At 47.9% G+C, this 26,156-nt stretch carries 27 protein-coding genes and 1 tRNA gene; 14 read left to right on the plus strand and 14 right to left on the minus strand.

Annotated elements, in window-relative coordinates; all coding sequences use genetic code 11:
* The first annotated feature begins 150 nt into the window (after positions 1-150).
* The gene (mnmC, locus tag A1WG_RS19190) at positions 151-2,157 is read left to right on the plus strand and encodes a bifunctional tRNA (5-methylaminomethyl-2-thiouridine)(34)-methyltransferase MnmC2/FAD-dependent 5-carboxymethylaminomethyl-2-thiouridine(34) oxidoreductase MnmC1 (RefSeq protein ID WP_000683549.1); all 2,007 of its coding nucleotides are present in this window, start codon (positions 151-153) and stop codon (positions 2,155-2,157) included.
* Positions 2,158-2,277: 120 nt separating this feature from the next.
* Here the strand turns inward: mnmC and A1WG_RS19185 are convergent, their stop codons facing one another.
* The 6 genes from A1WG_RS19185 to prmB form a co-directional block, all read right to left on the minus strand.
* Positions 2,278-2,556 (minus strand): YfcL family protein, encoded by a 279-nt coding sequence (locus tag A1WG_RS19185; protein ID WP_000559761.1) that lies wholly within the window; start codon positions 2,554-2,556, stop codon positions 2,278-2,280.
* Positions 2,557-2,588: 32 nt separating this feature from the next.
* The gene (gene epmC / locus A1WG_RS19180; protein ID WP_001516797.1) at positions 2,589-3,137 is read right to left on the minus strand and encodes an elongation factor P hydroxylase; all 549 of its coding nucleotides are present in this window, start codon (positions 3,135-3,137) and stop codon (positions 2,589-2,591) included.
* A complete protein-coding gene (locus tag A1WG_RS19175) occupies positions 3,137-3,946 on the minus strand; it encodes a sulfite exporter TauE/SafE family protein (RefSeq protein WP_000447350.1) in 810 nt (269 codons plus the stop codon). The genes epmC and A1WG_RS19175 overlap by 1 nt, the downstream gene beginning before the upstream one ends.
* Positions 3,946-4,770, minus strand: a complete 825-nt coding sequence (mepA, locus tag A1WG_RS19170; protein ID WP_001043833.1) for a penicillin-insensitive murein endopeptidase — start codon at positions 4,768-4,770, stop codon at positions 3,946-3,948. Before mepA ends, A1WG_RS19175 begins: the two co-directional genes overlap by 1 nt.
* A gap of 3 nt (positions 4,771-4,773) precedes the next feature.
* A complete protein-coding gene (gene aroC, locus A1WG_RS19165) occupies positions 4,774-5,859 on the minus strand; it encodes a chorismate synthase (protein ID WP_001516799.1) in 1,086 nt (361 codons plus the stop codon).
* 236 nt (positions 5,860-6,095) lie between these two features.
* Positions 6,096-7,028, minus strand: a complete 933-nt coding sequence (gene prmB / locus A1WG_RS19160; RefSeq protein ID WP_001516801.1) for a 50S ribosomal protein L3 N(5)-glutamine methyltransferase — start codon at positions 7,026-7,028, stop codon at positions 6,096-6,098.
* Positions 7,029-7,193: 165 nt separating this feature from the next.
* Between prmB and smrB the strand changes: the two genes are divergently transcribed.
* Entirely contained in the window at positions 7,194-7,745 is a 552-nt protein-coding gene (gene smrB, locus A1WG_RS19155; RefSeq protein WP_000730816.1) for an endonuclease SmrB, read from the plus strand.
* A 68-nt stretch (positions 7,746-7,813) separates the two neighbouring features.
* Here smrB and sixA read toward each other — a convergent pair whose 3' ends face one another.
* From sixA to A1WG_RS19135, 4 genes are all read right to left on the minus strand, one after another.
* Complete coding sequence (gene sixA, locus A1WG_RS19150; RefSeq protein WP_001195823.1) at positions 7,814-8,299, minus strand: phosphohistidine phosphatase SixA; 486 nt, start codon at positions 8,297-8,299, stop codon at positions 7,814-7,816.
* A 202-nt stretch (positions 8,300-8,501) separates the two neighbouring features.
* Positions 8,502-10,646 (minus strand): fatty acid oxidation complex subunit alpha FadJ, encoded by a 2,145-nt coding sequence (gene fadJ, locus A1WG_RS19145; RefSeq protein WP_001516802.1) that lies wholly within the window; start codon positions 10,644-10,646, stop codon positions 8,502-8,504.
* On the minus strand, positions 10,646-11,956 hold the full coding sequence (gene fadI / locus A1WG_RS19140; protein ID WP_001516803.1) for an acetyl-CoA C-acyltransferase FadI: 1,311 nt from the start codon (positions 11,954-11,956) through the stop codon (positions 10,646-10,648). The genes fadJ and fadI overlap by 1 nt, the downstream gene beginning before the upstream one ends.
* Positions 11,957-12,137: 181 nt before the next feature.
* On the minus strand, positions 12,138-12,422 hold the full coding sequence (locus A1WG_RS19135; protein ID WP_001296261.1) for a YfcZ/YiiS family protein: 285 nt from the start codon (positions 12,420-12,422) through the stop codon (positions 12,138-12,140).
* A gap of 371 nt (positions 12,423-12,793) precedes the next feature.
* On the opposite strand from A1WG_RS19135, the gene fadL reads away from it, so the two are divergent.
* Positions 12,794-14,134: a long-chain fatty acid transporter FadL gene (gene fadL / locus A1WG_RS19130; RefSeq protein ID WP_001516804.1), complete on the plus strand. Its 1,341-nt coding sequence runs from the start codon at positions 12,794-12,796 to the stop codon at positions 14,132-14,134.
* Positions 14,135-14,195: 61 nt separating this feature from the next.
* Here fadL and mlaA read toward each other — a convergent pair whose 3' ends face one another.
* Positions 14,196-14,951 carry a phospholipid-binding lipoprotein MlaA gene (mlaA, locus tag A1WG_RS19125; protein WP_000776778.1) on the minus strand — a complete coding sequence of 252 codons (756 nt, stop codon included), beginning with the start codon at positions 14,949-14,951 and terminating at the stop codon, positions 14,196-14,198.
* Between the two features lie 302 nt (positions 14,952-15,253).
* Here mlaA and A1WG_RS19120 point away from each other — a divergent pair, with 302 nt between their 5' ends.
* The 9 genes from A1WG_RS19120 to A1WG_RS0121360 all read left to right on the plus strand — a co-directional run bounded on the left by A1WG_RS19120 (position 15,254) and on the right by A1WG_RS0121360 (position 20,888).
* Positions 15,254-16,186 (plus strand): formate/nitrite transporter family protein, encoded by a 933-nt coding sequence (locus tag A1WG_RS19120; protein WP_000368110.1) that lies wholly within the window; start codon positions 15,254-15,256, stop codon positions 16,184-16,186.
* Positions 16,187-16,261: 75 nt separating this feature from the next.
* Positions 16,262-16,336: transfer RNA gene (locus tag A1WG_RS19115), tRNA-Arg, on the plus strand.
* A gap of 164 nt (positions 16,337-16,500) precedes the next feature.
* Positions 16,501-17,787, plus strand: a complete 1,287-nt coding sequence (locus A1WG_RS19110) for a tyrosine-type recombinase/integrase (RefSeq protein ID WP_001516805.1) — start codon at positions 16,501-16,503, stop codon at positions 17,785-17,787.
* A complete protein-coding gene (locus tag A1WG_RS19105) occupies positions 17,780-18,520 on the plus strand; it encodes a hypothetical protein (RefSeq protein WP_001516806.1) in 741 nt (246 codons plus the stop codon). Before A1WG_RS19110 ends, A1WG_RS19105 begins: the two co-directional genes overlap by 8 nt.
* Positions 18,521-18,676: 156 nt before the next feature.
* Positions 18,677-18,868 carry a helix-turn-helix transcriptional regulator gene (locus tag A1WG_RS19100; protein WP_001516807.1) on the plus strand — a complete coding sequence of 64 codons (192 nt, stop codon included), beginning with the start codon at positions 18,677-18,679 and terminating at the stop codon, positions 18,866-18,868.
* Between the two features lie 48 nt (positions 18,869-18,916).
* Positions 18,917-19,108: a hypothetical protein gene (locus A1WG_RS19095; RefSeq protein WP_001461315.1), complete on the plus strand. Its 192-nt coding sequence runs from the start codon at positions 18,917-18,919 to the stop codon at positions 19,106-19,108.
* A gap of 81 nt (positions 19,109-19,189) precedes the next feature.
* The gene (locus tag A1WG_RS19090) at positions 19,190-19,384 is read left to right on the plus strand and encodes a MerR family transcriptional regulator (protein ID WP_000611586.1); all 195 of its coding nucleotides are present in this window, start codon (positions 19,190-19,192) and stop codon (positions 19,382-19,384) included.
* Positions 19,381-19,767 (plus strand): hypothetical protein, encoded by a 387-nt coding sequence (locus tag A1WG_RS19085; RefSeq protein WP_001516808.1) that lies wholly within the window; start codon positions 19,381-19,383, stop codon positions 19,765-19,767. Before A1WG_RS19090 ends, A1WG_RS19085 begins: the two co-directional genes overlap by 4 nt.
* 473 nt (positions 19,768-20,240) lie before the next feature.
* A complete protein-coding gene (locus A1WG_RS0121360) occupies positions 20,241-20,888 on the plus strand; it encodes a replication protein (RefSeq protein WP_123056223.1) in 648 nt (215 codons plus the stop codon).
* Positions 20,889-21,559: 671 nt separating this feature from the next.
* Here the strand turns inward: A1WG_RS0121360 and A1WG_RS19080 are convergent.
* Together A1WG_RS19080 and A1WG_RS19075 are read right to left on the minus strand one after the other, a co-directional pair.
* On the minus strand, positions 21,560-22,972 hold the full coding sequence (locus A1WG_RS19080) for a hypothetical protein (RefSeq protein ID WP_000119350.1): 1,413 nt from the start codon (positions 22,970-22,972) through the stop codon (positions 21,560-21,562).
* 186 nt (positions 22,973-23,158) lie between these two features.
* On the minus strand, positions 23,159-23,335 hold the full coding sequence (locus tag A1WG_RS19075) for a hypothetical protein (RefSeq protein ID WP_001516810.1): 177 nt from the start codon (positions 23,333-23,335) through the stop codon (positions 23,159-23,161).
* Between the two features lie 302 nt (positions 23,336-23,637).
* Between A1WG_RS19075 and A1WG_RS19070 the strand changes: the two genes are divergently transcribed.
* A complete protein-coding gene (locus A1WG_RS19070) occupies positions 23,638-24,264 on the plus strand; it encodes a recombinase family protein (RefSeq protein WP_001516811.1) in 627 nt (208 codons plus the stop codon).
* Between the two features lie 170 nt (positions 24,265-24,434).
* Here the strand turns inward: A1WG_RS19070 and A1WG_RS19065 are convergent, their stop codons facing one another.
* Entirely contained in the window at positions 24,435-24,677 is a 243-nt protein-coding gene (locus tag A1WG_RS19065; RefSeq protein ID WP_000639873.1) for a YfdY family protein, read from the minus strand.
* A gap of 385 nt (positions 24,678-25,062) precedes the next feature.
* Between A1WG_RS19065 and lpxP the strand changes: the two genes are divergently transcribed.
* Positions 25,063-25,983, plus strand: a complete 921-nt coding sequence (gene lpxP / locus A1WG_RS19060) for a kdo(2)-lipid IV(A) palmitoleoyltransferase (protein ID WP_000484419.1) — start codon at positions 25,063-25,065, stop codon at positions 25,981-25,983.
* Positions 25,984-26,156 lie beyond the last annotated feature (173 nt).

The following is a 26,156-nucleotide window of genomic DNA, read 5'->3' on the forward strand; positions in this document are numbered from 1 at the left end:
TCTGTAAGTCGCACATAGAGTAAGTTTCGAATGCACAATAGCGTACACTTGTACGCCGAACAAGTCCGATCAGACAATTTATAGAGAAATTTGCGCAGCCTGACACACATCGCTAAGATCGAGCCACCGCCTGTAAGACGAGTAACTTACGTGAAACACTACGCTATACAACCTGCCAACCTCGAATTTAATGCTGAGGGTACACCTGTTTCCCGAGATTTTGACGATGTCTATTTTTCCAACGATAACGGACTGGAAGAGACGCGTTATGTTTTTCTGGGGGGTAACCAATTAGAGGCACGTTTTCCCACACATCCACATCCTCTGTTTGTGGTAGCAGAGAGCGGCTTCGGCACCGGATTAAACTTCCTGACGCTATGGCAGGCATTTGATCAGTTTCGCGAAGCGCATCCACAGGCACAATTGCAGCGATTGCACTTCATTAGTTTTGAGAAATTTCCCCTCACCCAGGCTGATTTATCGTTAGCACATCAACACTGGCCAGAACTGGCACCGTGGGCGAAACAGCTTCAGGCGCAGTGGCCTTTACCCTTGCCCGGTTGTCATCGTTTATTGCTCGATGAAGGCCGCGTAACGCTGGATTTATGGTTTGGCGATATTAACGAACTCACCAGCCAACTGGACAATTCACTAAATCAAAAAGTGGATGCCTGGTTTCTGGACGGCTTTGCGCCAGCGAAAAACCCGGATATGTGGACGCAAAATCTGTTTAACGCCATGGCGCGTCTGGCACGTCCTGGCTGCACGCTGGCAACCTTCACGTCTGCCGGTTTTGTCCGCCGGGGCTTGCAGGAAGCTGGATTCACGATGCAAAAGCGTAAGGGTTTTGGGCGGAAACGGGAGATGCTTTGCGGCGTGATGGAACAGACATTATCACTGCCCTCTTCCGCACCGTGGTTTAATCGCACAGGTAGCAACAAACGGGAAGTGGCGATTATTGGCGGCGGTATCGCCAGCGCGTTGTTGTCACTGGCGCTGTTGCGGCGCGGCTGGCAGGTAACGCTTTACTGCGCGGATAACGCTCCCGCGCTTGGTGCTTCTGGTAATCGTCAGGGAGCGCTGTATCCGTTATTAAGCAAACACGATGAGGCGCTGAACCGCTTTTTCTCTAATGCATTTACTTTTGCCCGTCGGCTTTACGGTCAATTACCCGTTAAATTTAATCATGACTGGTGCGGCGTAACGCAGCTAGCCTGGGATGAGAAAAGCCAGCACAAAATCGCGCAGATGTTATCGATGGATTTACCCGCAGATCTGGCGATGGCGGTCAACGCAAATGAGGTTGAAAACATTACAGGTGTTGCGACAAATTGTGGCGGTATTACTTATCCGCAAGGCGGCTGGCTATGTCCGGCAGAACTTACCCGTAATGTACTGGAACAGGCGGAACAGCAAGGTTTGCAGATTCGTTATCAACATCAGTTGCAGGATTTATTGCGTAAGGATGACGGGTGGCAACTGACATTTGCAGATCATCAGCAGGTGATGCATAGCGTGGTGGTACTGGCGAACGGGCATCAAATCAGCCGATTCAGCCAGACGTCACCTCTACCGGTGTATTCGGTTGCCGGACAGGTCAGTCATATTCCGACAACGCCGGAACTGGCGAAACTGAAGCAGGTGCTGTGCTATGACGGTTATCTCACACCACAAAATCCGGCGAATCAGCACCATTGTATTGGTGCCAGTTATCACCGCGGTAGTGAAGATACGACCTACAGTGAGGACGATCAGCAGCAGAATCGCCAACGGTTGATTGATTGCTTCCCGCAGGCGCAGTGGACGAAAGAAGTTGATGTCAGTGATAAAGAGGCTCGTTGTGGTGTACGTTGTGCCACGCGCGATCATCTGCCCATGGTGGGAAATGTCCCCGATTATGACGCCACGCTCGCGGAATATACCTCGCTGGCGGAACAGAAAGATGAAGCGGTAAGCGCACCAGTCTATGACGATCTCTTTATGCTTGCTGCTTTGGGTTCGCGCGGTTTGTGCTCTGCCCCGCTGTGCGCCGAGATTCTGGCGGCACAGATGAGTGAAGAACCTGTTCCGATGGATGCCAGTACGCTGGCGGCATTAAATCCAAATCGGTTATGGGTACGGAAGTTATTGAAGGGTAAAGCGGTTAAGGTAGGGTAATCTGCTTTGGCATTGTTTGTCGGATGCGGCGTGAACGCCTTATCCGACCTACGTGTGACCTGTAGGCCTGATAAGACGCGGTAAGCGTCGCATCAGGCATGGTGCTCCAGACGCCACAACTTACTGCTGTGAAGCCTGCTGAAACAGGTGTTCCCACATATCGGTCACCAGCGCCTGATCGCGTGGCGACAATTCACCCGCACCAATCGCTTTCTCCAGACTCTGGCTAACGGTTGTATGCACCGCCTGGGCGGAGTGGTCATCACCACTTTCCAGTTCTGCGATGGCTAACGTCAGGTGGCCACGCAAATACCCACTGGCAAACAACTCATCATCACTGGCATGGTCAACCATACCGTCGATTAATGCCAGAATGCGTGATTCAAACTCCGCGATCATCTTCTTTCCTCATTGTAAACGTGGCGCTGGCTTCAGTTGAGCGCTTCCGGCCACGGGAACTGTTCCGCCGTAAGTTCCGGCGTGTGATAATAATTTCGTAATGCTTTTATGAAGCGTGCCGGACGTTCAGGAATACCGTTCGCCAGATAATCCATCACCTGCGCATGAACCCGTCGTTGGAATACCACACGATCCGGTTCGACGTCGCCTTCCAGGTTGTCGCAACTGACGTTAAACGGATATCCCGCCGCCACGCAGAACAACCAGTCAAGCGCCTGCGGCTTAACTTCAACATCTTCAAACTGGCTTTGCGTCCGGGCATCGCGTCCGTCAGGGCAATACCAGTAACCAAAATCAACCAGTTCACGGCGCGCTTTCCCGGCAATACACCAGTGCGAAATCTCGTGGATAGCACTGGCGTAAAAGCCATGAGCAAAGACGATTCGGTTATATGGAACTTCCGCATCAGCAGGAAGATAGATCGGTTCGTCGTCGCCTTTAATCAGACGGGTATTAAATTCATCGGCAAAGCAGCTATTAAAAATTTCAATCAACTGCTTGTAGTGGTGTGTACTGTTCATTAGTTCATCCCCAACCAGTGGAGGATCTCCTGTCCATGGCTATCATAAAGTAATTTGGCACTCATCACCGCCGAGACGATAACGATCATCGGGCGGATCAGTTTTTGTCCTTTGCTCAACACCAGTCTTGAACCCATACGCGCGCCGAGGAACTGCCCCACCAGCATCACGAATCCTGTCGCCCAAATCACTTTGCCGCCGAGAATAAACAGCAGCAGACCGCCGATGTTTGACGTTGCGTTAAGTAATTTGGCATGGGCGGTGGCTTTGGCGAGGTTAAAGCCGCACAGCGTAACGAAGGCCAGTGCGTAAAACGATCCGGCTGCCGGGCCAAAGAATCCGTCGTAAAAACCAACGCAGCCCCCTGCGACCAGCGCAAATGGCAGCCCATACATCCGACGCTGGCGATCTTCTTCTCCCAGTTTGGGCATCAGTAAGAAATAAAGACCGATACAAATCACCAGAATCGGTAAAATTTGCCGCAGCACATCAGCTTTAACATACTGCACCAGCAGTGCGCCGCTCATCGAGCCGACAAAGGTCATGGCGATATTGAGTTTCTGATCGCTTAAGCTGACGACTTTGCGGCGAATAAAGTAGATGGTGGCGGAAATAGAGCCACCGCAGGCTTGCAGTTTGTTAGTTGCCAGCGCGTTAGCCGGAGACATCCCCGCCGCCATCAATGCCGGAATAGTGAGTAACCCACCACCACCGGCAATCGAGTCGATAAATCCCGCCAGTATCGCGACAAAAAAGAGAACTCCCAGCAACAGCGGGGAAACCATAAACAGGCTATTAAACGTTTCCATTAGATCACGTGCTCATCCAGTAGCGCCTGGCAGGAAGGCGGCAACGGAGGCGGTGTCTTCTTCTCAGGCTTTGTTGTTCCCGGTTTTGGTGGTTCAAACCAGCTTTGCAGTTCTGCCCCGCAACCATCGCCCGGCGGTGGTAAAGGTTGGTCTTCACACTCCAGGCTATCGGCAGGACAACGTAATCGTACATGCATATGTGCGCGATGCTGGAACCAGGGTCGCACTTTCCGCAACCAGTCACGATCGGTGCCTGCATCAAGGCAAAGTTGTTGTTTTATCGCCGGATTAACAAAAATGCGCGTCACGTCTTTGTCCTGCGCAGCAAGTTTGATCAGACTGAAAATTTCCGGCTTCCACAGCGTTGGGACGACATGCTTGCCATCACGGGAAACCAAATCCAGCGCCTGCGGACGCAAAAGTTGCGCGGCGGTCCAGCGAGTTTTCGGCAGTTGCAGGAAGATATCGACATCCAGTCCGGTCTGGTGGCTGGCGTGGCCGCCGTTGAAACGCCCACCTGCGGGCATCCCCATATCGCCAATCAGCACCGTCCCCATACCCAGATTGTTCACCTGGCTACTCAGACGCTGGATAAACATCACCAGATCCGGATGACCGAAATAGCGACGCTGATCGGTACGCATCACCTGATAATGTTCGGACTGTATCGGTAGCGTGTCAGCGCCGACGATACAGCCATTGGAAAAACTGCCTATCGATTGTGCGCTACCCGGCACAGGTTGGGTAATTTTTTGCCACGGCGTTGCTGCCAGGCTGGTGCTACTGGCAAGCAGGGCCAGCAGCGCAATCGCAGTTTTGTTCATTTTTTACCAGCGTGGAATATCAGTCTTCACATCGGCATTTTGCGCCCGTTGTCGTAACAGGTGATCCATCAAAACGATTGCCAGCATCGCTTCAGCGATCGGCACCGCGCGGATCCCGACACAAGGATCGTGACGGCCTTTGGTGATCATCTCAACTTCTTCGCCAAAGCGGTTAATTGTACGCCCAGGCACGGTAATGCTGGAGGTCGGTTTTAGCGCCATATGGGCAATGATTTGCTGCCCGCTGCTGATACCACCGAGAATACCGCCCGCATGGTTGCTCTGAAAACCTTCTTTGGTGATTTCGTCACGGTTCTGGCTGCCACGCAGCGCCACCACGTCAAAACCGTCGCCAATTTCCACGCCTTTCACCGCATTAATGCTCATCAACGCGTGGGCGATGTCAGCATCCAGGCGATCAAATACCGGTTCGCCAAGTCCGGCGGGTACGCCACTGGCAACAACAGTCACTTTCGCACCGATGGAGTCGCCCTCTTTTTTCAGCGCGCGCATCAACTCATCTAACGCGTCGATTTTATCCGGGTCCGGGCAGAAGAACGGATTTTGTTCAACTTGCGACCAGTCTTTGATTTCCAGTGGAATGTCGCCCATCTGGCTCAGGCAGCCGCGAATTTCGATGCCAAATTTTCCGGCGAGATATTTTTTAGCAATTGCTCCAGCCGCAACGCGCATGGCGGTTTCACGGGCGGAAGAACGTCCGCCGCCGCGATAATCGCGCAGGCCGTATTTTTGTTCGTAGGTGTAATCAGCATGACCCGGACGGAAAACGTCTTTAATTGCGCTGTAATCTTGAGAGCGCTGGTCGGTGTTTTCGATCAACAAGCCAATACTGGTGCCGGTGGTGACACCTTCAAAAACGCCGGAAAGAATTTTGACCTGATCCGGTTCACGACGCTGGGTGGTATAGCGCGATGTCCCCGGGCGACGCCGGTCGAGATCGTATTGCAGGTCTGCTTCCGTCAGCGGGATGCCTGGCGGAACACCATCGACGATGCAACCGAGCGCAAGCCCGTGCGATTCACCGAAGGTGGTTACGCGAAAGAGTTGTCCAATTGTGTTTCCAGCCATCACGGCTCCGTTATTGTTGTGTTTGCATTTTTTACTCTAAATAATTCAAGTTGCAGGAAGGCGACAAGTGAGTGAATCCCCAGGAGCTTACAGAAGTAAGTGACTGGGGTGAACGACAAATCCGCATGGAGCGGATTTGAACGCTACTTGCAGCGGCCCCGTAAGGGGTGAGGCCCATGGATGGGCCGAATAACCCGCAGACGCAGCACATGCAACTTGAAGAATGACGAGTAAATTTAATCTTTATAAATACCAAAATGTTCTCGTGCCGCAATAAGCTGCGCTTTGGTGAGCATAAACACACCATCGCCACCGTTATCAAACTCCAGCCAGGTGAACGGAACATCCGGATATTGTTCCATCAGATGTACCATGCTGTTGCCGACTTCACAAATCAGTACACCATCATCAGCAAGATAATCCGCCGCGTTGCCGAGAATGCGACGTGTCAGTTTCAGGCCATCAGTGCCAGACGCCAGCCCCAGCTCCGGCTCGTGACGGTATTCGTTTGGCAGGTCGGACATATCTTCCGCATCGACATACGGCGGGTTGGTGACGATCAGGTCGTACTGCACTTTCGGCAAATCACGGAACAGATCGGAACGAATCGGTATGACGTTGTGGATCAGACCATGTTCTTCAATGTTCTGTTCGGCTACCGCCAGCGCGTCGGGAGAGATGTCCACCGCGTCGACTTCCGCTTCCGGGAAGGCATAAGCGCAGGCAATAGCAATGCAGCCACTACCGGTACACATATCCAGAATATGTTGCGGTTGCTTGCTGATAAGTCCGGCAAATTTATTGTTGATCAGTTCACCAATCGGTGAACGCGGCACCAGCACGCGTTCATCGACGTAAAATTCATGGCCGCAGAACCAGGCTTTGTTGGTCAGATAGGCAACCGGAACGCGCTCGTTGACGCGGCGGATCACGCGCTCAACAATACGGTGTTTTTCGCTGGAGGTCAGGCGGGCGTTGCGCATATCTTCCGGAATATCCAGCGGCAGGTAGAGCGACGGCAATACCAGTTGCACCGCTTCGTCCCACGGGTTGTCGGTGCCATGACCGTACCAGATATTTGCCGCGCTGAAGCGGCTAACCGACCAGCGCAACATGTCCTGAATGGTTTGCAGTTCATTTACTGCTTCATCAACGAAAATTTTATCCACGTATTCCTCCAGGGCATGGTCGCATTAATTTCGGCGGCTAGTTTGCCATGAAGATGACGATAAATCAGCATTCACGCGGCAATGACGCAGGAAAATTATGTTTTGGCCGATCGATTGCGCTACGAGTCGGGTAAACTGTAGGAAAAATAAAATAGAGATGCATAGATGAAAAAGAAAACAACTCTCAGCGAGGAGGATCAGGCCCTGTTTCGCCAGTTGATGGCGGGTACTCGCAAGATTAAGCAGGACACGATTGTCCATCGACCACAACGAAAAAAAGTCAGCGAAGTGCCGGTCAAGCGGTTGATTCAGGAGCAGGCTGATGCCAGCCATTATTTCTCTGATGAATTTCAGCCGTTATTAAATACCGAAGGCCCGGTTAAATATGTCCGCCCGGATGTCAGTCATTTTGAGGCGAAGAAACTGCGACGCGGTGATTATTCGCCGGAGTTGTTTCTTGATTTGCACGGCCTGACGCAGCTACAAGCCAAACAGGAACTGGGCGCATTAATTGCCGCCTGTCGCCGTGAACATGTGTTTTGCGCCTGTGTGATGCATGGGCACGGTAAGCATATTTTGAAGCAACAAACACCACTGTGGCTGGCACAGCATCCGCATGTGATGGCATTTCACCAGGCACCAAAAGAGTACGGCGGCGACGCGGCGTTATTGGTATTGATTGAAGTGGAAGAGTGGCTGCCGCCAGAACTTCCCTGACATTCAATACAACAAGAGCCACTTAAGTGGCTCTCTGAAAGTTGATATGCGATATAAACGTTGCGTAATTATATCGCTTTTGCCATTTTCAAATTACACGGGCTCATCTGCCAGTTAAATTCGCCTTTTCCGCTTTCATCAAGCGTTACGCTGGCAATAGCTGAAGTGGTAAACATAGGCGGCGTTTCGCCCGGACATAACTCGGCTACCAGATAACCGACTAAGGGTAAGTGAGAGATAACCAGTACCGACCCGACTCCCTCGTTGGTCAATGCCTGAAGATAAGCACTAACCAGACCGACATCGCCGCAGGGCGTCAATTCTGGCAGAACTTCGACACTGGATGGCAGTTCCATACAATCACCTACGACATCCAGAGTTTGCTCGGCTCGCAGGAACGGGCTCACCAGAACACGTTCGACTTCCACTTTTTGACCTTTCAGCCAGTTCGCCATCAGGCGAGATTCGTCACAACCGTTAGTGGTCAGAGGACGAACCGAATCACTGGCGGCATCGAGGGCTGCGTCGCCGTGACGCATGATAAAAACTTGCATATTGCACCGCTTTTGTTAACCAGATTCACCCGTCTTCTTTCATCTGAAACCAGAGAAAGAAGACGGTGGCCGGCATTGTGCCTTATCCATTCACCGAATGAAACGCTGTTTTTTACCTCAATGGCGTAAGTATAGTCAATATGCGTTTACATTTTAACCAGGACTCCACCATTCAGCGCGGATTCATATAGCTTTGACCTTCTTATTGCAGGTCAGTTGCAGTTGTTTTCCAAAAACTTTCCCCATGCTCACTCATCTCAAGTAAACGCTCGCAAGGGGTAAAACGGGAACCATATTGCGCGGCCAGTCGTTGCATTATTGCAACCACTTCGCCCGCGCCGAGAGAATCGATATAGCGGAACGGACCACCGAGAAATGGCGGAAAACCAATTCCAAATACTGCGCCAATATCCCCGTCTCGCACGCTACGGATAACCTGCTCGTCCAGACAACGTACTGCTTCATTCAGCATCAACATCACACACCGTTCAGCAACCTGCGGTGCGGACAGTCGCCCCTGCCCTTGCGCGCCAATCAACGGGTAAATGGCGGGATCAACCTGTTTTTTGCTTTTACGCCCTTTTTGGCGGTAAAGATAGAAACCCCGGCCATTTTTTCTACCTTTGCGATCGTCGTTCAAAATTGAAGAAACAACATTTGCAGGCGCACTAAAACGTTCTCCATAAGTTGCTTCCAGTACAGGAATAATTTTAGTCCCTGTGTCGATTCCTACCTCATCCAAAAGTTGGATTGGTCCCACCGGAAAACCAAATTTAACCAGTGCGGCATCAATGTGCTCAACACGCTCACCTTCGGTCAACATGCGGATAGCTTCATTAATGTAAGGTGCCAGAATGCGATTAACGTAAAATCCGGCTTTATCCTGCACCACGATTGGCGTTTTGCCCTGTTTTTTCGCCAGTTTTACCGTGGTGGCGAGGGTTTGCGCCGATGTCCCGGCGTGAGGAATGATTTCTACCAGCGGCATTTTTTCTACCGGGCTGAAGAAATGCAGGCCGATAACCTGCCCTGGTCGTGAGGCGTGAGCGGCAATATCGCTAATCGGTAAAGATGAGGTATTGGAGGCAAAAATTGTATGAGGGGCGCAGTTTTGCTCCACTTCCGCCACCATCTGTTGTTTTAATTCGAGATTTTCAAACACTGCTTCAATAATCAGATCGCGATGGGAAAAACCGTGATAATCCATAGAACCTGAAATCAGCGCCAATTGTTTGTCGCGTTCACTGGCTTTGATATGCCGGCGGCGCACTTTCCCCTCCAACTGATCCCAACTGTATTTCAAAGCATGATTTATGCCCTGGGCGTTGATATCTTTAATTCTTACAGGTAGCCCCGCTTTACCGGCTGTAACGTAAGCAATACCACCGCCCATCAAGCCACCACCTAATATCCCCACGCTATTTAATGGGGCGGGGGCAACATCGCTGCCAGGATCTTTCTTCACGTCGGTACTGGCAAAAAAGATATTACGCAGAGCCTGTGATTGCGATGTCATTGCCAGTTCGCCAAAGGCCCGTGCTTCAGCGTCATAACCGCTACTGGAGCCCTGCGCTAATCCTGTTTCGATAACCTCAAGAATGCGTTCTGTCGCCGGGTAGTTGCCCTGGGTTTTCTGTTCTGTTTTCTTGCCTGCCATTTTGAATAACAGCGCACGACCTAATGGCCCGGCCATCACTCGTTCACGAATCGGGAGAGTCCGAGAAACTGTACGCTCCTGCTTCGCCAGCTCTACAGCGGCTTCCAGTAAAATAGAATGCGGAACGACGTCATCCACCAGCCCCAGCTTTAACGCCTGCTTTGCCCGTAGTTGCTTGCCAGTGAGGATCATCTCTAGTGCTGTGCTGACGCCGATCAGGCGCGGTAAACGCTGGGTGCCGCCTGAACCAGGTAACAACCCAAGTTGTACTTCCGGCAAACCGAGCACGGTTTTAGGATCGTCTGTACAGATACGACCGTGGCACGCCAGTGCCAGCTCCAGACCACCGCCCAGGCAAGCGCCGTGAATGGCGGCAATAACAGGAACTGGCAAAGCATGAATTTCCGCCATCAACTGTTGGCCCTGCCGCGCCAGTGCTTCCGCTTCTTGCGCGGTTTTGCAGTTGCCAATCATGTTGATGTCTGCACCGGCAATAAAGTTGTCCGGTTTAGCGGAGATAAACACTACGCCTCGAAGTTCTTTATTTTCGCGGAGTTGTTTAATAATGGCGCGCACCTGCGAGGCAAACTCTGCCTTCAGGGTATTCATTCTTTCGCCGGGAACGTCAATGGTGATGACGGCAATATTGTCCAGACGTACATTGAGGGTAAAAGCCGATACCATTTCCATTATTCCGCCTCCAGAACCATTGCCGCACCAAGTCCACCTGCGGCACAGGCGGTCACTAAACCAAATCCACCGCCGCGACGGCGAAGTTCGTGTAATGTCTGGGTAATCATCCGCGCGCCGGTTGCCGCGAAGGGATGACCATAAGCAATGGAACCGCCAAGCACGTTAAATTTGCTATCGTCCACTTCGCCAGTGGCATGTGCACGCCCCAGCACATCGCGGGCAAAACGTTCGCTACCCAGCAACTGAATATTTGCCAGCGTCTGGGCGGCAAATGCTTCATGCATATCAATCAATGTCAGATCGGCCATCGTCAGGCCTGCTCTCTCCAGCGCCAGCGGCGTTGACCAGGCCGGACCGAGCAACATGTCCTGCCAGACATCAATAGCGGTAAACGCGTAACTGCGCAGATATCCCAGCGGCACCAGTCCTAATTCTTTCGCTCGCGATTCGGTCATCAGGATCACTGCCGCCGCGCCATCGGTCAGAGGCGTACTGTTCGCCGCAGTTACCGTTCCGTGTTTACGGTCAAATGCCGGACGCAGTTTTGCGTAATCAGCAAGCGTGGAATTACCGCGAATATTGTTGTCTTCCGCGAGGGGTTGTTTATAAGGAGGGATAAAGGCGGTCATCACCTCTTCTTTGAGTTTGCCTTCTGACCATGCCTGGGCAGCACGCTGGTGCGAACGGTGCGCCAGTGCATCTTGCTGTTCGCGGGTGATACCGTAGGTTTTCGCCATTTGTTCGGCGGTATCGCCCATTCGCAAACCGGTGGAATATTCCGCTACCGCAGGCGGAACAGGCATTAAGTCACGCAAACGCAAGCTGGAGAAGAGTTTAAGACGCTGGCTCAGCGTGCGGGCTTTGTTGACATCAACCAACACGCGCGCCAGTTTTTTACTGACGCCAATTGGCAATACCGAAGAGGAATCGGCCCCGCCAGCAATACCGGCGCGGATGGTTCCCGCCATCAGGCTTTCGGCCACGTTCGCAACCGCCTGGAAACTGGTAGCGCAAGCTCGGCTGACGCTGTATGCGTCGGTATGGACGTTCATTCCAGTGCCAAGAACAATTTCACGCGCAATATTGGGAGCCTCTGGCATTTGCACAACCTGACCAAAGACCAGTTGTTCAATCACTTCGGCGGGGATCTCACTACGTGCCAGCAGCTCACCGACGACCATCTTCCCCAAATCAACAGCGGGAATGCCATGAAAAGCCGTTGCCTGGCGAGCAAAAGGCGTACGTAACCCGCTAACGATGGCGATGCGATCGCCCTGGCGGGTAACCAGCGGTAAAACCTGACCCATAACACTCCCCTGTAAAAAAAGACATAAAGTGGTCTGACCTGATCATAGTCTTAACTATTTTTTTACATTTAGCCAAGTGGAGAAAAGGGAAAGTGGGAGCTATGACACAGAGAGAAAAGAAGAAGAGAAAATAAAACGCCCCTGCCAACAACCTGGCAGGGACGTATGTACCCGAGAGGAATTAACGCAGACCCAACTGGAAAATCAGCATTTCAGCTTCGCAGGCAAAAGTGAAATCAATATCCAGGCGAACACCGTCAGACTCTTCAGTGAAAGTCGGGGTGATTTTGCATGGTTCGGATTCTACGCTACGGGCTTTTTCAGTCAGCGCCGCCAGCGTTTGTTCTGCTTCTGCGCGGTTTGCAAACACGCGGCTGTAAGACGCGGTGCAATCGGAGTTGTCCATAATGGTGCCAACATCCATACAGCAGCAAACCGGGGTTTCATCAGCACTACATTTACTCATCGTTGATTTCCTCTGTATGTGCACCCAAGGTGCCAGATAAACGTTACGGATATTTTACGCTTCTGAAAAGTGCTGCTCCAGTTGTTAATTCTGCAAAATCAGATAAGTGACCGAAATCACACTTAAAAATGATCTAAAACAAAATTCACCTGGATGAATGAGTGCGCCACCTCCAAATTTTGCCAACTGGATCGCGTTTCTTAGATCATATTTGAAAAAATATAGAAACATACTTGCAACATTCCATCTGGTCAGACCTATACTCTCGCCACTGGTCTGATTTCTAAGATGTACATCAGCCCCTACACTTCGCGCTCCTGTTACAGCACGTAACATAGTTTGTATAAAAATAAATTATTGAGGTTATGGTCATGAGCCAGAAAACCCTGTTTACAAAGTCTGCTCTCGCAGTCGCAGTGGCACTTATCTCCACCCAGGCCTGGTCGGCAGGCTTTCAGTTAAACGAATTTTCTTCCTCTGGCCTGGGTCGGGCTTATTCAGGGGAAGGCGCTATTGCCGATGATGCTGGTAATGTCAGCCGTAACCCCGCGTTGATTACCATGTTTGACCGCCCGACTTTTTCTGCGGGTGCGGTTTATATTGATCCGGATGTGAATATCAGCGGAACTTCTCCGTCTGGTCGTAGCCTCGACGCGGATAACATCGCACCTACAGCATGGGTTCCGAACGCACACTTTGTTGCGCCGATTAACGACCAATTTGGTTGGGGGGCTTCCATTACCTCTAACTATGGTCTGGCGACAGAGTTTAATGACACTTATGCAGGCGGTTCTGTCGGTGGTACAACCGACCTCGAAACCGTGAATATGAATTTAAGCGGTGCCTACCGCTTAAACAACGCCTGGAGTTTCGGTCTTGGTCTTAACGCCGTCTATGCTCGTGCAAAAATTGAACGTTTTGCAGGTGATCTGGGGCAACTGGTTGCTGGTCAGATTATGCAATCTCCCGCCGGACGGACACCACAGGGACAAGCGCTGGCTGCAGCCGCTAATGATATTGAAAGTAACACCAAAATTGCTCATCTGAACGGCAACCAGTGGGGCTTTGGCTGGAACGCCGGGATCCTGTATGAGCTGGATAAAAACAACCGCTACGCGTTGACCTACCGTTCTGAGGTAAAAATTGACTTCAAAGGTAACTACAGCAGCGACTTGCCAATTGGCCTGAATAACTACAATCTCGGTTTGCCTGGTGCTACAGGTGGCGCAACGCAGTCGGGTTATCTGACGCTGAACCTGCCTGAAATGTGGGAAGTGTCTGGTTATAACCGTGTTGATCCGCAGTGGGCGATTCACTATAGCCTGGCTTACACCAGTTGGAGTCAGTTCCAACAACTGAAAGCAACCTCAACCGGTGGCGACACGCTGTTCCAGAAACATGAAGGCTTTAAAGATGCTTACCGCATCGCGTTGGGTACAACTTATTACTACGATGATAACTGGACCTTCCGTACCGGCATTGCCTTCGATGACAGCCCAGTTCCGGCACAGAACCGTTCTATCTCCATTCCGGATCAGGACCGTTTCTGGCTGAGCGCAGGTACTACTTATGCATTTAATAAAGATGCTTCTGTAGATGTCGGCGTCTCTTATATGCACGGTCAGAGCGTGAAGATCAACGAAGGTCCATATCAATTCGAGTCTGAAGGTAAAGCCTGGCTGTTCGGGACTAACTTTAACTACGCGTTCTAATAACACGTTAGCTTAATAAGAAAAAAGGTGAGTTTTACGACTCACCTTTTTTATTTGCATCTTATTCAGAATCGATATCTTTTAAATCATCCTGAATCGCTTGCGCGTTCGGGTTTTCCTGCGGTTTGAGTTCGCCGCCATTGGCGATGAAATCATGACGCTGGAAGTAAGCCTCGCGAACCATAATATAAGGATCGGACGACTGACGAAGCAGACCGTCGGAATCCAGCAACTGCGCACGGGTTTCGATCCCTTCAAGCGTCCATTTACCCACAGACATCGGCCAGGTCAACCAGGAAAGTACCGGGTAAAGAGCATCTGCCATATCACCGCCGTCATCACGCAGCGTGAAACTACCGTAGAACGGTAACTGAACATACGGCCCATAGCCCACGCCATAGTGACCGAGCGTACTACCAAAACGGTGAGGTTCAGTACGTTGCAGCTTCGGATTCGCCATCCCCGCAACATCAATAAAGCCGCCCATCCCCAAAATGGTGTTCAGGAAAAAGCGGGTAAAGTGAACCATCCCCTGATAAGGGTCGCCCTGCAGGAAATAGTTAACCATCACCGCAGGTTCTTCAAGGTTGCCGGTAAAATTGCTCAAACCGTTACGCGCCGGTTGCGGAACATAATCACGCCAGGCGACAGCTACCGGTCGAACCACATACGGGTCTAACACATTGAAGTTAAAATTGTACATGGTGCGGTTGAACCCTTCTAACGGGTCTGAACGCCCTTGCTGATCTGTACCGGAACTCGCACACCCCACCAGAAGCGTAGTTCCCAGAGCAAGCGCCGACAGGCGAAGCTTCATAAATGTCTCCCTGTTTTTTATGGCTTTTTATGGCTTATGCAGTTTGCCATCCATGACGGAACGATACCGTATCCGCCTGTTTAGGTGTGGGCGATTGTAGCAGCACGTCAACTGATGTCCAGACGCCCTGAAATGCTGATTTGATCATAGCCTGGTAATCGCCGCCCTGTAGGCTACTTGATTCCGTAGAAACAGAAAAAGGCAAACGCGGCCTTTTATACATTTTCAGAGTAACTCCCGCCAGTTGCGAGCAAAAAAGCCGCTACGCTTTAGCTATGCGTGCTAATTCAAGAGACGACACCATGGATAACGACAAAATAGATAAACACAGCGACGAACTTGAAGTAGAGAGTGAAGAAAAAGAACGCGGGAAAAAAATAGAAATAGATGAAGACCGACTCCCCTCCAGAGCGATGGCTATTCACGAGCATATCCGCCAGGACGGCGAAAAAGAGCTGGAACGCGACGCAATGGCGCTACTGTGGTCAGCTATTGCTGCGGGCCTGTCGATGGGCGCTTCGCTACTGGCAAAAGGTATATTTCATGTCGAACTGGAAGGTGTACCGGGGAGTTTTTTGCTGGAGAATCTGGGTTATACCTTTGGTTTTATTATCGTCATTATGGCTCGCCAGCAATTATTTACTGAGAATACCGTAACTGCGGTACTACCGGTAATGCAAAAACCGACTATCGGCAACATCGGCTTACTGATGCGGTTATGGGGCGTCGTGTTGCTGGGTAATATTCTTGGAACAGGTATTGCGGCGTGGGCGTTTGAGTATATGCCTATCTTTAATGAAGAAACCCGCGATGCGTTTGTCAAAATCGGCATGGATGTAATGAAAAACACCCCCAGCGAGATGTTTGCCAACGCGATTATCTCCGGCTGGCTGATAGCCACAATGGTATGGATGTTCCCTGCGGCAGGAGCGGCAAAGATTGTGGTAATTATATTAATGACGTGGCTTATCGCCCTGGGTGACACCACTCACATCGTCGTGGGTTCTGTAGAGATCCTCTATCTGGTATTTAACGGCACGCTGCACTGGAGCGATTTCATCTGGCCATTTGCGCTACCTACTCTGGCGGGGAATATTTGCGGCGGCACTTTCATCTTCGCGTTAATGAGCCATGCACAGATCCGCAACGATATGAGTAACAAGCGTAAAGAAGAGGCCCGCCAGAAAGCAGAATGTGCGGAAACTATTAAGAAAAATGATAAAAACCCGGTGTAAGTGGCGAGGGTTTAAGCAATCGAGCGGCGGTGTACTTACTCCGCTGTTTAATAGCGGTTATACTCATGCCGCATTGTCCTCTTAGTTAAATGGATATAACGAGCCCCTCCTAAGGGCTAATTGCAGGTTCGATTCCTGCAGGGGACACCATCCCGCCGTACACCAACGTCTACCATTGTCTATAAATCCCATGTAACCATATAAAAATAAAGAGTTTTTATTCTCATGACGTCCATTGCCGTCTATTGAAATCAAGTAAATCTATGGGGCATAATTGGGGGCATTGCTGGTTCGATTGTATATGTGCCCCCAATATGTCCAGAAATACCCTCAACAAATTAACAGACCGTCAGTGCAAAGCAGCTAAGCCACGAGACAAAACTTATAAATTGTCTGATGGTGGTGGTCTTTATCTTGAAGTATCCCAGACCGGGTCGAAGTATTGGCGAATGAAGTATCGCCGCCCATCAGATAAGAAAGAAGACAGACTTGCTTTTGGTGTATATCCAACCATTAGCTTACAAGACGCCAGAGAAAAACGAGACAACACCAAAAAGTTGTTAGTCAAGGGGATAGATCCCAAAGCTGAGCAAAGAGCAGCAAAAGCAGAAGAAAAAGGTGCATTCACTTTTGAGACAATAGGACGTCAATGGGTTGAAAGCCACCAGATGTGGAACGAAGCCCACAGAAAACGCGTACTTAGAAGCCTTGAAATGTATATTTTTCCTCACATTGGCAACTCGGATATTCGCAAACTGGAGGCGATGACAATTTTACCTTTGTTTAAGAAGGTAGATGACGCAGGGAAACACGATACAGCTAACCGACTTAAACAACGAGTAAAGGACATCATACATAGTGCTCGTCTGAGCGGCATTAAGACAGAAATTATCACGAATGATCTCGATGTCCGGTTAATGCAATATGAAACTAAGCATCATGCCGCATTACATCCCAGAGACCTACCAGACTTTTTCACTCGATTGGGAAGTTTTAGAGGTAATCCTCTTACCCGCCTTGCCATTGAGCTAACCATGTTGACCTTTGTTCGTTCAAGCGAGTTAAGGTTTGCCCGTTGGAAAGAGTTTGACCTTGATCGGGCCGAGTGGATTATCCCTAAAAAAAGAGAGCCTATCGATGGTGTGAGGTTTTCCACCCGTGGCACAAAGACGGGAAAAGACGAACATATCGTGCTTCTTAGCCGTCAGGCTGTTTCTATTGTAAAGCAGTTGAGAGAACTAAGCGGAAGCTACGATGTTGTGTTTCCGAATGAAAGAAACACCAAAGGCGTGATGAGTGAAAACACAGTAAACAAGGCATTACGTTTAATGGGATATAACACGCAAGAGGACGTAACTGGACATGGATTCCGTGCCACAGCTTGTAGTTCCTTGATGGAGTCCGGTTTGTGGCAGGAAGACGCAGTAGAGCGCCAGATGAGCCACAAAGAATATAAAGACGTTAAAAGAGCCTACAAGCACAAGGCTGATTACTTAGAAGAGCGCAAACTAATGCTTCAATGGTGGGCAGATTATCTGGACGCCAATCGAGAAATACATATAAGCCCTTACGAGTTCGGTAGGAGAACACGCCGTGACTAAGATGACAGGACTAGATGCGTTTTATAACGAGTCAGAAGATAAAATCTGGTTTGGTAATCTGATCAGCGAACTTGCAAGACTAAACAATGAAAATGAAAGAGTGATAGCTGCCGCTATCTTAAGTAACTACAGATTGAGCAAGACTAAACCAGATACTTTAGGGGGGCTGGGCTTTTATCAGTTCGATTGGGTATCTGGTTTTACGACTAATGAAGACTTTGAAAAGCAGTGTGTGGAGTTTTTAGGTCTTCTGGCTATGGGGCATGAATACAGGGAGAGCCCGATACCGGGGGAAGAAGGGACTTTCAACGTTAGGAAAGGAGAAGACTTTTTATATCACGATGATGAGGATGATTGGTATGGGTCTTACGATTCGTTTTATTTCAAGCGGTCCGAGCTTGTGAGCTTCTTCCCAGAACTGGAAGATCACAACATTGATGAACCGATAGCAGAGGAAACAGAAAGTGGGTCGCTCCCCAGTGACTGGCGCGGCAAAAACACCGCCTGGAAAATGATTGCTGGGCTGGCGATTGCTTTATATGAATCCAGCGAGGACGTTAGAAAGAATGGAAAGCTCAACCAGTCCGCGGTGTGCGAGAAAGCAGCAAACAACATCGCAAAGTACAGTGAAGAATACAATGATGCTGGCATGACCATGGATAATCTAAGAACGCTTCTAAAAAAGACTTTGCAGCGGCACGCACCCAATTTTTTGGGAAAGATAACCAAGTAAAATAATTGATGTTCCCAAATTGGCTGGAGAGACGAAAACAAACGCCCAATTTGGGACAATTCCTTTCCCGAAAACTTTTTCTCCAAACTCACAGAAAACTTAAAAAAACAATGATTTACTATCTCACATAGTCAAGCAACGTATTACGAGGTAGATATGAAAAAGTCGCTGATTCGGCTATCTGAGGTTTTGAAACGCACTGGCTATAGCAAGGCGTGGGTATATGCTCTGATGAGCCGAGGACAATTCCCCCAATCAGTCAAGATTGGTTCTCGTGCAATAGCTTTTATTGAAAGCGAGATCGATGACTGGATCGATCAACGTATAGCCGAATCGCGTAGCAACTAAAGAACAGAAACAAACAGGATACAAACAATACGTTATTAGGTATTAAGAATGCAGTTGAAACCTACCAATCAAAAACTGAACGTAACCCATGTTGATTTTGAAACCTTCGCGGCACTGATTAGATCAGAGCCACAAAAGGTGAGCACCAGCACCTGGGTTTATGATGTGAAATCCACCAGCGGTGGAAAAGCTATCGGCATTGCCTCTGGCGATGATTACTTAGTAATAGATCTGATTTAATCGCACAAAAATTGTAGAGTAATTTGGGGAGACAGGAAGTCTCCCCCGTATTGCATTTTGGTACAACAGTAAGGGAATAAAATGATTAATTACCTGACCGCTAAAGACGCAGCAGAATATCTTGGCGTATGTCTGTCACGCTTCTATCAGTTAAAGCGATATATCCCAAGCTTTCCTCCCTATATAAATCAGACCATCAATGGACGCAAGCGCCGGGTGTGGCTTGCCTCCAGCCTTGATCAATTTGCCGACAGATTTCTGGGGGGACGAAAATGAGCACTCTTACACGCTCTCAGGTCGCCGCGAATATACGCGATAGCCTACTAAGTGGCAGGAAGCTTACCCCAAAGGAGTTTGACGACATATTAAGGAAAGCCGGAAATCACGAACGTAGTCGCGTTTTAACGCTGTTACGCAACGATTGGGGAATTCCTGTTGAGCAGTTTAAAACAGGGGCGTATCACGTCACAGAACGCAATTTAGAAGCATACCACAGCGATAAAGACGAAACATTGAAGATCTGGAGGACGAACGCCAGATATGTAAAGACATTGCGTAAGGTAAACATAACGTTGTCGTTGTTGCGTGGGCTGGTGGGCAAAGTGCCTGAAGACACGCTTAGAACTGTTTACAAGGGTATTGAAACCAAATACCTGTGATTGACAAAGCAGAAAGCCGACTTTGCGAGAGTCGGCTTTGAATCAATTGAAATATATGAACTTTACACATGGAATTATACGATAAAGACGCGAGTCTATCCACAAAATCACAAGCCGTAATCAATCACATCAATGGTCGCACATTAGCTTATGTGAAATCAGTTACGCACAAACGTAATGAATTAAAGGCGGAGAATAAACGCCAATCATCAAAGGCTAACCAATGCATACCACCAGCCTGGACAAAGAAGAAATGGCGTACAATGAGACGAGCTTTGTTTACTCTGGATGTCGAATCAACTAGTGGTATCCCCTACTCCTTTACCTTCAGACCCGTTAAGGGAACAACGCCAGAGAAATTCAACAAAGCGTTAAAGGCACTTACCAGATGGTTGACTTCGAAAGGCAATCAGTGGGTTTACGTCATGGAGTGGGCTCAACACCAGTCAGAGCCGCATGTACACGCAATAATCATGGTGAACGAAAGAAGCATTAATGGGCAAGCTGGCAAAATTGTCAGCAAATGGGTAACACTGGCAAACAATGCAATCCCATCAAATGTTCCTCCCCAGTGGGATCTAGATTTGAAAGGTCAGCAATATTCAGAGCCTACAAAGTGTATAGGTAAACAGATTGATTACATGGCAAAGCCCGAAACTAAGTTAAATGACTTTAATAGAGAGGCGAGCAAGAGCCTATATGATTGGTCAGATGCCACCGTTTGGGGTTATTCGAATGGCTGGGCGCGGCATGAGATAAAAAAAGAAACACTTTCTATCACTGGCTTTCATGCTGTAAGACGCATACTAAAAGCCATTCAGGCATCAAGGAAAGACAACTACAAAGTTAAGCGACAGATACAGCGTACATTGAAACGACAAGACATAAATCGCTCACCAATCACCCCGTTCCAAGCACCGTTAATTAGCAAACACGATTGGGATTTATCAGTGATAGCGGTCACCAAAGAGGCAGAGACAGAGCGCAGGGAGTTACTATCCTCACAGACAATAAACTCGAACAAAGTACAAACCCACCCGCTGTTAAGGATGTTAAGAAAAGCACGAGTGAGAGCATCCAGAGCCAGAAGAGAAAGCGGAGGTTATGACCATTACTACTAGTAGTGACAGATCGTGACATGGCAGTGCAAAAAACGACCAATAATAAGAGAGATATGCCTGCCAAACCGCCAAAAGCGCGGAGCGCGGCAAACGCCGCGAGAGGCGCAAGAAGGCGAACCTATCCATTGAAACGGTCAGAAGAGCGCATCGCGCTCGACGACCGAAGTCCCCACTAACACCGTAAACGAAAGATCAAAGTCTTAGAAAAAAATGACGTTTCTTTGATGGACTTCCATCCGTAAAAATCAAATTTTGAGAAAAAGTACTTATAGAAATTAATCGCTCTATAAGGATAAGTTGACGTTAGTTTAAAGTGATAAAACATTAAATAAAAAACGTAAAATCAAATACATAAAATAAGTCACCAAGGGATCATTTTCAGAAAACAACGTCAACGTAACGTCAACTCTGTAAGCACTTTTTTGGTCACTTTTTGGGTTGAATGTAAGTAAAAATCCCCAGCAGTGAAATTTGAGCGCGTAAGCACAATTCTGAGGGGCTTTTTGTCTGTAGGTTAGGCAGTGTAACTAACAATACAAGAAGTTAGCTCTGACTAACTATTTAATTAATTTTTCAATCTAATTGCGTTAGATATTATACCCTAACGCAATATTTTTAATTCAATAATGCCTGTAAATTGTTATTACTTATAATTATACATTTAACTATATCTACATTGGCTGCTTCCAATTACTACTTACGTAACGGAATCTCGGATCCTCTGTTTTTGGCTCGGTATAATAAGAATCATCAATAGTAAAGTTCGACGCTAATTTATCCCGAAGCCCACCTAAACGTTCAATGCTTGTTAGTTCGTTAGTAACATCCTTGAAAACGGTAGAAAATGCTTTATGTTGTTTAGACTTCATAAATTCAGGAGTGCTCAGTGCAAACTCTTTATCAGGCAAACCTGGAATACCCACGAGTCCTGTCAATGAATTTATACATTTTATCAAAAAACTGCCTTGAATACCTTGATTTGATGGAACACCGTAGCTTCGTTTAATATCTCCAGATATTTTATCTAAATCACTTAGTAATTTTGTTACTTTTTTATTTCCTGCACTTATCCCCGATTCATCGTAGGTCACATGAATCTCTCGGATTACATCTCGACACGTACGAAAATGATCATGTGTTCTAAGCTCTAAAGCTGAATTGATAACTTGAGAGACATTTCCTGTTTCGTTTGCTAGCCATGCAGAAAATATTGGTAAATCTAATGAAATAGTAGATGTGCGTCCATGATCTACAATTTCAGATCTTGCAGTACTGATTTTATCAGACAACGATTGCACCAACCTTGCAGTATAATCATGACCAAAAGCACCTGTTTTTTTCATCCAATGCAATTGATATGCATGCCTTATTGGATGAATAAATGAGTCTGCTTTAAAATGCTTAGCAATGACGCTGTAATAAATAGATTTATATGCCAGCCAATTTAGCGATGCGATAAACATTTCAAGTGAACGAGTCATACCTCCTTTACCGCGAGTAGATTTTTCCCTTTCTAGTTCAAATTCACGCTCAGTATATTCATGTCCAGATGAACTCACTAGCTTCACATCGGTTGACCAGTACCCTTTCGTATCAGAAGCATCTGATAATTCATTAAAAATCGATGCACTTAGTTCACTATATTTCGCATATTCAGGAGTACCGGGCTGACCAAGCATTTTCATTGTTAAGTAATACACGCTAGACCGAAGATCCCATGTGCAAATCATATTCAGCTTAAGCATCTCTACAAGTTGCCTAAAATCATCGTCAACAAACTCCCCACCTCTAATTTCGGGAGTAATTTGCCGAGATTCAACTTGTGCTAACTGATCAAGTTCACTGAGTTGAAAATCACTTTCAGATACAAATTTAATAAAGTCAAATTTAGCAATGCGTTTATCTCTATATTCTTTTTTATAATTATCTACACAGATCAGGGTATCGTAAAAAAGTATCGCTTGAATAAGATTTTCAAAAGCGACTAAATCTCCGTTAATAGTATCTGGATTCTTAACAAGAATATCACCCAGTGTTCTTTCGACTGCTGTTAACGAAGCATTATCAATCAACGCATAAGACATTAAACTACCTCCATTAGATAATATCTAATAACATTATATTTCAATTAGGTTTAAAAATTGTGATACTTATGACAGATTTGAGTGACATTTTATCAATCTACTGATTTTGATGGTGAAATTTATTAGATGGTATGCGTAGTGCTACGGGAGAAATGAGAAACGCGCCCAGCAATGGCGCGTCCTTTCTTAAGCAAGTTGGCTAGTATCTATAGCATCCATCCAATCAGGAGCAATTCCCAAACGTTCCGCGAACTCTTCATTGGTCACGTCTTCCATTGAGAGACTAGCCAGACAATCGTTAATTTCAGGATAGACGGGGGAAAGTAATAGGTATTCCCTCAACTCATTCAGGTCTTTTTCCATCTTAACACTCCTTGTTAATAGACCGTCGAACAATGGTACAGATTTGTACCATTCCAAGTACTGGCAAGCAACCCCACCAGCACAACAAATTATCTCATACGGTAAAAACGGTGTCGTGCTGTTTCTTTCGGCTAGCTCAATATATCACCTTAAACACCAGTCGTTATCATTGTCTCAATTGGGTATACCGTAATGACAAGGTGACACAAAGTCTCAATAGGGTTTTCTAGGAACATTTTGACTACACAAAATGCCTTATGTATCATTTGCACTTAAATTCACAACCCTATTGAGACAATGCAATGAACGTTAGAATTTACTGCCGAGCATCAACTGAGGGGCAACACGCTGATCGAGCACTTACCAGCCTACGTGAATTTTCAAAATTAAAAGGCTGGCAGATTGCTGGAGAGTACATAGAAAATGCTAGCGGGGCGAAGCTTGAGCGCGTAGAGCTTATGCGGCTATTGTCTGAAGCCCAGCCCGGCGATCTGTTGCTAGTGGAAGCTATAGATCGTCTGAGTCGCCTAGAACATAGCGCATGGGTTGAACTGAAAGATACACTCAACCGGAAAGGGTTAATCATCGTATCAATGGATTTGCCAACGAGCTGGCAGATGGTAGAGATGGCAGGCAATGACCTAACCAGCGGCATCCTGAGAGCCGTAAATGCCATGTTGATTGATATCCTTGCCACAATGGCGCGACAGGATTACGAAACACGTCGTAAACGCCAACAGCAAGGCATTGAGCGAGCTAAAAGCGAAGGAATATACATTGGCAGGGAGAAAAATCAGGAAGCCCGAGAGATCGTTAGAGAGATGTTGGAGCAAGGAGTAAAACCTGAACTCATCATGAAGGCAGCAGGAATCAGCCGAGCGACTTACTACCGTATAAAAAGTGAGCTATCAGTCGTAAAATCAGAATAACCTTTGAAAGGTCGTCAGGCTTGTTTCATCTACTAAAAGCCAGCATTTCTGACCACAATACCTGGGGGCACCTACTGGGGCACCCACCAAAATCGAAAGATAAATAAGTTATAATTCAATCTGTTAGTTTACTTTTCGATTCCTGCAGGGGACACCATATCTCCCCCTCATTACCGCCTTCCATACCCCACCATAAAGCGGATCATCAAGCCACAAGCCGGGGCAAGAAACATAAATATCCCCGTTGCCAGCTCATTACCGCCAGTTAACCACATAGTGAAGTAATAAATGAGTGCGGCAAGGATCACCATGCCAAAAAAAGAAGAAACGGCAGATGCTATATTCAGTACCTGACCGATATACCCACTAACACAGACAATGCAAAGCGCGAGAAACATCCATAAATAAATCATAGCTCAACCTCCTGCCGTGCTAAAAAACCTGTAACTTCAGTTACTTTTATAGTAAGACAATCCTTATATACTTGCAATTTATGCAACAATTTATCAACATTCTTCTCTTACCCGACCAGCAGTGGAGTTAAAACAAGGTGTTACAAACGGTTCTTTGTCAGGTGGAAAAATATTTATTCAGCATGATTAATAAAAAGTGGCTGAAAACGATCTGCCAGTGTTACAGTAGAAGTACCGCATTCATGCTCCTCGTGGTTTTGTCCTGGCTAGTCTTTACACTCTTTACAGGAACCATTGTCGTACATGATGGCCTAATATATTGAGTGTACCGCTGTCGACATGGAATCTTCTGCGATACAACAATTAGTATCTACAGAAGGTAACTATGTTTCCACAACGCAAATTTTCCCGCGAGTTTCTCCATCCTCGCTACTGGCTCACGTGGTTTGGTCTTGGCGTACTCTGGCTTTGGGTACAACTTCCTTATCCTGTTCTGTGCTTTCTTGGCACACGTATCGGCACGATGGCCAGACCATTTCTGAAACGTCGCGAATCCATCGCGCGTAAAAACCTTGAACTTTGTTTCCCGCAGCATTCTTCTGAAGAACGCGAGAAGATCATTGCCGAAAACTTTCGCTCGCTTGGTATGGCGCTGGTTGAAACCGGAATGGCGTGGTTCTGGCCCGATCGTCGCGTGCGTAAGTGGTTTGATGTCGAAGGCCTGGATAACCTGCAACGCGCACAAATGCAAAATCGTGGCGTAATGGTCGTCGGCGTACATTTTATGTCGCTGGAACTGGGTGGCCGCGTAATGGGACTTTGCCAGCCAATGATGGCAACTTATCGTCCGCATAATAACCAGTTGATGGAATGGGTGCAGACTCGTGGTCGCATGCGCTCTAACAAAGCGATGATCGGCAGAAATAATCTGCGCGGTATTGTCGGCGCTTTGAAAAAAGGTGAAGCCGTATGGTTTGCCCCCGACCAAGATTATGGTCGTAAGGGTAGCTCCTTCGCCCCGTTCTTTGCGGTAGAAAATGTCGCAACAACCAATGGCACCTACGTATTGTCTCGCCTTTCAGGTTCCGCCATGTTGACTGTGACAATGGTTCGAAAAGCCGATTACAGCGGATACCGTTTGTATATCACCCCAGAAATGGAAGGTTACCCGACTGATGAATGTCAGGCTGCCGCTTATATGAACAAGGTTATTGAGAAAGAGATTATGCGTGCACCGGAGCAATATCTCTGGATCCACCGCCGCTTCAAAACACGTCCGGTGGGTGAAGCGTCGTTATACGTTTAACAAACGACCCGTTCTCTTTCCCTCTTCAAATTAGCCACAATAACTCAATGGTTTTTATGGCTTTTTTCTTAAGGCTTTTCCCTTCGCTAAATCGTGAATTATTACTGGCAGAAATTAAACTGTCGTCGATATGAGACACTCGTAAGTTACTAAAAGTAAATAAGAAAATGCCA

It is taken from the genome of Escherichia sp. KTE96 (assembly GCF_000408525.1).
In the GTDB taxonomy this organism is placed as follows: Bacteria; Pseudomonadota; Gammaproteobacteria; order Enterobacterales; family Enterobacteriaceae; genus Escherichia; species Escherichia marmotae.

Bases quoted from the DNA above. Each gene is read 5' to 3' on its own strand.
- A1WG_RS19185 (WP_000559761.1), bottom strand. From the start codon at position 2,556: ATGATCGCGGAGTTTGAATCACGCATTCTGGCATTAATCGACGGTATG.
- epmC (WP_001516797.1), bottom strand. From the start codon at position 3,137: ATGAACAGTACACACCACTACAAGCAGTTGATTGAAATTTTTAATAGC.
- A1WG_RS19175 (WP_000447350.1), bottom strand. From the start codon at position 3,946: ATGGAAACGTTTAATAGCCTGTTTATGGTTTCCCCGCTGTTGCTGGGA.
- mepA (WP_001043833.1), bottom strand. From the start codon at position 4,770: ATGAACAAAACTGCGATTGCGCTGCTGGCCCTGCTTGCCAGTAGCACC.
- aroC (WP_001516799.1), bottom strand. From the start codon at position 5,859: ATGGCTGGAAACACAATTGGACAACTCTTTCGCGTAACCACCTTCGGT.
- smrB (WP_000730816.1), top strand. From the start codon at position 7,194: ATGAAAAAGAAAACAACTCTCAGCGAGGAGGATCAGGCCCTGTTTCGC.
- sixA (WP_001195823.1), bottom strand. From the start codon at position 8,299: ATGCAAGTTTTTATCATGCGTCACGGCGACGCAGCCCTCGATGCCGCC.
- fadJ (WP_001516802.1), bottom strand. From the start codon at position 10,646: ATGGAAATGGTATCGGCTTTTACCCTCAATGTACGTCTGGACAATATT.
- fadI (WP_001516803.1), bottom strand. From the start codon at position 11,956: ATGGGTCAGGTTTTACCGCTGGTTACCCGCCAGGGCGATCGCATCGCC.
- A1WG_RS19135 (WP_001296261.1), bottom strand. From the start codon at position 12,422: ATGAGTAAATGTAGTGCTGATGAAACCCCGGTTTGCTGCTGTATGGAT.
- fadL (WP_001516804.1), top strand. From the start codon at position 12,794: ATGAGCCAGAAAACCCTGTTTACAAAGTCTGCTCTCGCAGTCGCAGTG.
- mlaA (WP_000776778.1), bottom strand. From the start codon at position 14,951: ATGAAGCTTCGCCTGTCGGCGCTTGCTCTGGGAACTACGCTTCTGGTG.
- A1WG_RS19120 (WP_000368110.1), top strand. From the start codon at position 15,254: ATGGATAACGACAAAATAGATAAACACAGCGACGAACTTGAAGTAGAG.
- A1WG_RS19110 (WP_001516805.1), top strand. From the start codon at position 16,501: ATGTCCAGAAATACCCTCAACAAATTAACAGACCGTCAGTGCAAAGCA.
- A1WG_RS19100 (WP_001516807.1), top strand. From the start codon at position 18,677: ATGAAAAAGTCGCTGATTCGGCTATCTGAGGTTTTGAAACGCACTGGC.
- A1WG_RS19095 (WP_001461315.1), top strand. From the start codon at position 18,917: ATGCAGTTGAAACCTACCAATCAAAAACTGAACGTAACCCATGTTGAT.
- A1WG_RS19090 (WP_000611586.1), top strand. From the start codon at position 19,190: ATGATTAATTACCTGACCGCTAAAGACGCAGCAGAATATCTTGGCGTA.
- A1WG_RS19085 (WP_001516808.1), top strand. From the start codon at position 19,381: ATGAGCACTCTTACACGCTCTCAGGTCGCCGCGAATATACGCGATAGC.
- A1WG_RS0121360 (WP_123056223.1), top strand. From the start codon at position 20,241: ATGGTGAACGAAAGAAGCATTAATGGGCAAGCTGGCAAAATTGTCAGC.
- A1WG_RS19080 (WP_000119350.1), bottom strand. From the start codon at position 22,972: ATGTCTTATGCGTTGATTGATAATGCTTCGTTAACAGCAGTCGAAAGA.
- A1WG_RS19075 (WP_001516810.1), bottom strand. From the start codon at position 23,335: ATGGAAAAAGACCTGAATGAGTTGAGGGAATACCTATTACTTTCCCCC.
- A1WG_RS19070 (WP_001516811.1), top strand. From the start codon at position 23,638: ATGAACGTTAGAATTTACTGCCGAGCATCAACTGAGGGGCAACACGCT.
- A1WG_RS19065 (WP_000639873.1), bottom strand. From the start codon at position 24,677: ATGATTTATTTATGGATGTTTCTCGCGCTTTGCATTGTCTGTGTTAGT.
- lpxP (WP_000484419.1), top strand. From the start codon at position 25,063: ATGTTTCCACAACGCAAATTTTCCCGCGAGTTTCTCCATCCTCGCTAC.